Source organism: Gemmatimonas sp. (assembly GCF_041689975.1).
In the GTDB taxonomy this organism is placed as follows: Bacteria; Gemmatimonadota; Gemmatimonadetes; order Gemmatimonadales; family Gemmatimonadaceae; genus Gemmatimonas.
Genome location: NZ_JBDNFF010000194.1, coordinates 1 through 5,081 on the forward strand (window position 1 = coordinate 1; position 5,081 = coordinate 5,081).

Genomic DNA, 5,081 nt, shown 5'->3' on the forward strand with positions numbered 1-5,081 from the left:
CCATCAGTCTCGTCCTTGCATGTCATCTCGTTGGTTTCATTGCGTTTTTCTAATGGTATCCATTAGAAATCAGGCCATCTTGTGGCCGCTATGTCGCCAGCAATGTAGGGCGTCGGATCCTAATGGACAATCTCGGTTAAATAAAGCTTGCCAACCCATAAAGTATGATGTATCTTATCTTATATCTTATAAGTTGTCGACCTTATCATATATCTTGAATTTCCTGCCGCTTCTCCGCCCGCGCTCTCCGGGACCGCTCGCGCAGCGACGCGCAGGACGAAATCCACTGATGACTGCCGCCACTAACACCGCTCCGAAAATCGCCGCCGCCACGAAGGACATCGACGCGGCCACGATTGCGCGGTTGGAGGAACGTGCATTGTTCGTGCGACTGGAAACGCTGCGGCTCATCGGCGTCGCGAAGGTCGGCCATTACGCGTCGGCGTTTTCGGCGGCCGAGATTTTCGCTACGCTCTATTACGACACCATGCGCTTGAAGCGTGGCGAGCCGAAGTGGGCCGATCGCGACCGTTTCCTCATGGGCAAGGGGCACGCGGCCGTAGGCCTCTTTCCCATCCTCGCCGATTGGGATTTCTTCCCCAAGGATGTGCTCGACGGCTACACGCGCCTCGGCAATCCGCTCGGCGATCATCCGGACATGCGCAAGGTGCCGGGCATCGATTTCAGCTCGGGCTCGATCGGCCACGCGCTGTCGGGCGGGCTGGGCATGGCACTCGGTACGCGGATGCAAGGCAAGGACATCAACGCGTACGTGATGCTGGGCGACGGCGAGATGCAGGAGGGGCAGGTGTGGGAGGCGGCGCTCTCCGCCGCGCATCACCGCGCGCGCAACCTGATCGCCATCATCGACCGCAACGGCTTCCAGTTGGACGGCCGCGTCGACGACATTATGGGCATCGAGCCGCTTGCCGCGAAATGGCGCGCATTCAACTGGGACGTGCACGAAGTCAACGGCCACGACGTCGCGGCGCTCGCCGCGCTGCTGCGCCGGATCAAGGCCGATACCGCGCGGGAAATGCCCGTTTGCATCATCGCGCACACAATCAAGGGCAAGGGCGTCTCGTACATGGAGACCGAGCCGGGCTGGCATCTCGGCTATCTCGCGCCGGAGGATGAGGCGCGCGCGATTGCCGAATTGAAACGCGGCGGAGCAATCCGATGAGCGAACAGGCGAGCGCGCGGCGCGCGGCCGATTCGATGCCGGGTCCCGTGAACCCGGATTCGTGGCACTACCGCCAGATCAATGCGCGCGCGCCGGGGTTGGGCTATCTGTCGAATGCGCTGATCGATCTCGTCCGCGACGGCCATCCGATCGTCGCCGGCACCGCCGATCTGCAGTACTCGAACGGGCTCGTCCTCTTTGCGAAAGCGCATCCCGAGCGCTTCCTGCAGTTCGGAATCTCGGAGCAGAACATGGTCAGCGCGGCGGCGGGACTCGCGACTACGGGGCTCTATCCCTACGTCGCGACGTTCGCGTCGTTTCTCGCGTTGCTCACCTGCGAGCAGATCCGCACCGACTGCGCGTACTCGGCTTTGCCGGTGCGGCTGATCGGCCACCACGCGGGGATCGCGCTCGGGTTCTACGGCACATCCCACCACGCGACCGAAGACCTCGCAATCATGCGCAGCATCGCCGATCTCACTGTCGTCGCGCCCGCGGACGGCCCGCAGCTTGCGGCAGCGATCAAGGCGACGGTGACGCATCCGCAGCCGATCTATTTCCGGATCGGCCGCGGGCAGGATCCGATCGTGTATCCCGACGACACCGTGTTCACGCTGGGCAGAGCCATCGTCCACCACGAAGGCGACGCGCTGACTCTGATTGTGTGCGGGACGATGCTGCATCCTGCGCTCGCGGCCGTAGGCGTGCTGCGTGCCGCCGGACTTTCCGTCGGCTTGATCGACATGCCGACGGTGAAGCCGATCGACCGCAATACCATCCTGGCGGCCGCAGCGCGTTCGCGCCTGCTGCTCACCGTCGAGGAGCACAACGTGATTGGCGGGCTCGGCGGCGCGGTGGCCGAGGTGCTGGCCGATGCCGGCACGCCGGCGCGACTCGTGCGCCACGGCATCCCCGACGTGTACAGCCTGATCGCGCCGCCGACGCATCTCTACCGGCACTACCGACTCGACGCGGCAGGCATCGAAGCCGTCGCGCGCGAGACACTGGGCTGAGAAGCCGCCGATGCACAGCACGCAAAACGATGACAACGCGACGCTGACCGAACGCGCGCTGCGGGTATTGCCCGGCGGCCACATGAGTCCGGGCCGCAAGCTCGGCTTTCCCTACGTGTTCGTCCGCGCGCAAGGCGCTTACCTCTACGACGCCGACGGCCGCGAGCACGTCGACTTCCACTGCGGCTTCGGTGCCAACGTGCTGGGCCATTGCCATCCCGCAATACGCCGCCGTGTGGCGGAGGCTTCGGAGCGCATCGACCTGATCGGCGCCGGCACGCTCGACCTCGAAGTCGAAGCGGCCGAGGCGCTGGTGCGCTGCATTCCATGCGCCGAGCAGGTCGCGTTCTGTTCGAGCGGCTCCGAGGCCACCTATCACGCGCTGCGGCTTGCGCGCGCAGTCACCGGCGCCACCCGGATCATCAAGTTCCAGGGCGGCTATCACGGCTGGCACGATTACGTCGCGATGAACTGCCAGTCGGCACCCGATGCGGTGGGGCGCTACGATCCGATCTCCGCCGGCATCCTGCGCGAGGCGGCGCTGAAGACGGTGGTGCTGCCGTACAACGATGCCGACGCGGTGGAGAGCTACATCAAGAGTAACCGCGGCAAGGTAGCGGCGATCATCGTCGAGCCGATTGCGCACAACGTAGGCTCGATGCGCGCCACCGACGATTTCCTGCGCGCGCTGCGCCGCATCGCGACGGAACAGGGCGTGATCCTGATTTTTGACGAAGTCATCACCGGATTCCGCCATGCGCTGGGCGGCTATCAGTCGATTTGCGGCGTCACGCCGGACCTCGCGACGTTCGGCAAGGCGGCAGCGGCGGGTTACCCGGTCGGGCTGGTGGCGGGCCGCCGCGACCTGCTGGAACGCGTGAGCCGCACCGGCACCGACGCCGTCTTCATGGGCGGCACGTTCAACGGCACGCCGTCGACACTCGCGGCGATCCTCGCGACGATCGAGCAATTGTCGCAGCCCGACTTCTATCCGAAGCTGTTCGATCTCGGCGATTACCTGCGCTGCGAGATCGACGCGATCATTGCGCGTGTCGGGCTGCCGGCGCAGAGCGCGGGCTTCGGCTCGGTCTGGCTGCTCTACTTCTTCGTCGGCCCGTATTCGCGCTACGAAGACCTGCTGCGCAACGACGATGCGCTCGACCTCAAATTCCGCCGGCAGATGCTCGCCCATCGCTACATCTTCCAGCCGCTGGCGTTGAAGCGGCTTTACCTTTCGGCGAGCCACGACCGCGCAATTCTCGACCGCGCGCTCGAAGTTATTGAGAAGATCCTGCGCACGCTTGCCGTATCGCATACGCGGCCAGTGCGCGCGCACGCCGAAGTCAAGTCGGCGGCGGTGTGACCGCATGAGTACGCCCACCGATGCGGATGCACCTGTCGCAATTTCGTCCACCTCGCAGTCGCCGCCGCTGCGCGTCACGAAAATCGGCAGCGATCAGATACGTATTGAGCCGATCGAGCAACGCAACCTGTCGGCACGCACGTACGTCGCGTTGAAGGACGCGCTGATCGCCGGCAACTTCCGTCCGGGCCAGCGGCTGCTGATGCAGGATCTCGCCGAGCAGCTCGGCACCAGCGTGACGCCGGTGCGCGAAGCCTGCATGCGGCTCGTCAGTGAGCGCGGGCTGGAGGTGCGTTCGGGCCGGTTCGTCACCGTTCCCGATCTCACAATGGCACGCTACATTGAGATCCGTACGATCCGGATAGAGCTGGAAGGCCTCGCGGCGGAGTTCGCGACGAAGAACATCACGCGCGCGGAGCTCGCCGCGATCACCGACCTACAGGCGCGCTTCGAAGCGGCAGACCACGCGCACGCCTCGGCCGAGTCGATCAAGCTCAACCGCGACTTCCACTTTATGGTCTACCGACTCGCGCGGATGGAGATGCTGACCGCGCACATCGAAAGCCTGTGGATCTCGATGGGGCCGATCCTCAACGTGTACTACAACGAAGTCGTCAACGACTACGTTGGCGCCGAAGAACACACGCACCTCATCAAAGCGCTGCGCGCGAAAGACGGCAAGAAGGCGCGGGCCGCGATCACGATGGACATCCTGCGCGGCGGCGAGGCGCTGCTAGGCTATTTGAAGAACAAAGCCGCGGCCGGCGCGAGCTGATTCTTTGATTGCTCGCGCTACGTTTCGGTTCGTTCGAAACCTCATGTGTGGCTGCGTGAGCCTGCGGTCAGGGCCTGCCTGAGCGCAGGGTGCCGGGAGCGACGCCCTGAGGCGCCGGCACGCCATCCCTCGCCCGCGCCATGACCTTTGGTGCCTCGGGTAGGAACGGCGGCAGAAAACGGGGTCAGGCTGTTCGCAGTAGCAGTAGTCAGTCTAGTGTAGTACTTCATTCTGTTTAGAACTTAAGTGGTTGTTGGCACGAATGACCTTTTGCAGGATGTCGCGGGCGCTCTTGGTCCAGATGAACGGCTTTGGGTTGGTGTTGTGGCGAGCGATGTATTCGTCGATGGCGGTCACAAGCTCGGGGACACTGGTGAACACGCCACGGCGCAGGCGATTCTCCGAGATGTCGCGAAACAAGCGCTCGACCATGTTCAGCCAAGACGCCGATGTCGGTGTGAAGTGCATATGAAAGCGTGGATGTTTCGTCAGCCATGCCTGTACGACCGGATGTTTATGCGTGGCGTAGTTATCTGGCGAATCAAGTGCAGCGCCTTGTCCTTGGGCGTCTGGCGGTCAATCTGCTTGAGGAATTTCAACCACTCCGTATGGCGGTGGCGCTGCTGGCATTGCGCGATGACCTGGCCGTCCAACACGTTGAGTGCTGCGAACAGCGTGGTCGTGCCGTTGCGCTTGTAGTCGTGCGTCATGGTGGCCGCACGCCCCTTCTTCATCGGCAGACCAGGC

4 protein-coding genes and 1 pseudogene are annotated in these 5,081 nt (G+C 63.7%); 4 read left to right on the forward strand and 1 reads right to left on the reverse strand.

The window, feature by feature from the left end:
* The first annotated feature begins 289 nt into the window (after positions 1–289).
* From ACESNG_RS12235 to ACESNG_RS12250, 4 genes are read left to right on the forward strand one after another with little or no spacing between them, the layout of a single operon-like run.
* On the forward strand, positions 290–1,183 hold the full coding sequence (locus ACESNG_RS12235; RefSeq protein WP_373064652.1) for a transketolase: 894 nt from the start codon (positions 290–292) through the stop codon (positions 1,181–1,183).
* 35 nt (positions 1,184–1,218) lie between these two features.
* Positions 1,219–2,196: a transketolase family protein gene (locus ACESNG_RS12240; protein WP_373064654.1), complete on the forward strand. Its 978-nt coding sequence runs from the start codon at positions 1,219–1,221 to the stop codon at positions 2,194–2,196.
* Between the two features lie 10 nt (positions 2,197–2,206).
* Complete coding sequence (locus tag ACESNG_RS12245) at positions 2,207–3,559, forward strand: aspartate aminotransferase family protein (RefSeq protein WP_373069181.1); 1,353 nt, start codon at positions 2,207–2,209, stop codon at positions 3,557–3,559.
* A 4-nt stretch (positions 3,560–3,563) separates the two neighbouring features.
* Complete coding sequence (locus ACESNG_RS12250; protein WP_373064650.1) at positions 3,564–4,334, forward strand: GntR family transcriptional regulator; 771 nt, start codon at positions 3,564–3,566, stop codon at positions 4,332–4,334.
* 213 nt (positions 4,335–4,547) lie between these two features.
* Here ACESNG_RS12250 and ACESNG_RS12255 read toward each other — a convergent pair.
* Positions 4,548–5,081, reverse strand: a pseudogene (locus ACESNG_RS12255) (IS630 family transposase); the annotation flags it as partial.

What these genes read in the sequence shown, in the direction of transcription:
- ACESNG_RS12235 (WP_373064652.1), top strand. Translation starts at nt 290, where the DNA reads ATGACTGCCGCCACTAACACCGCTCCGAAAATCGCCGCCGCCACGAAG.
- ACESNG_RS12240 (WP_373064654.1), top strand. Translation starts at nt 1,219, where the DNA reads ATGCCGGGTCCCGTGAACCCGGATTCGTGGCACTACCGCCAGATCAAT.
- ACESNG_RS12245 (WP_373069181.1), top strand. Translation starts at nt 2,207, where the DNA reads ATGCACAGCACGCAAAACGATGACAACGCGACGCTGACCGAACGCGCG.
- ACESNG_RS12250 (WP_373064650.1), top strand. Translation starts at nt 3,564, where the DNA reads ATGAGTACGCCCACCGATGCGGATGCACCTGTCGCAATTTCGTCCACC.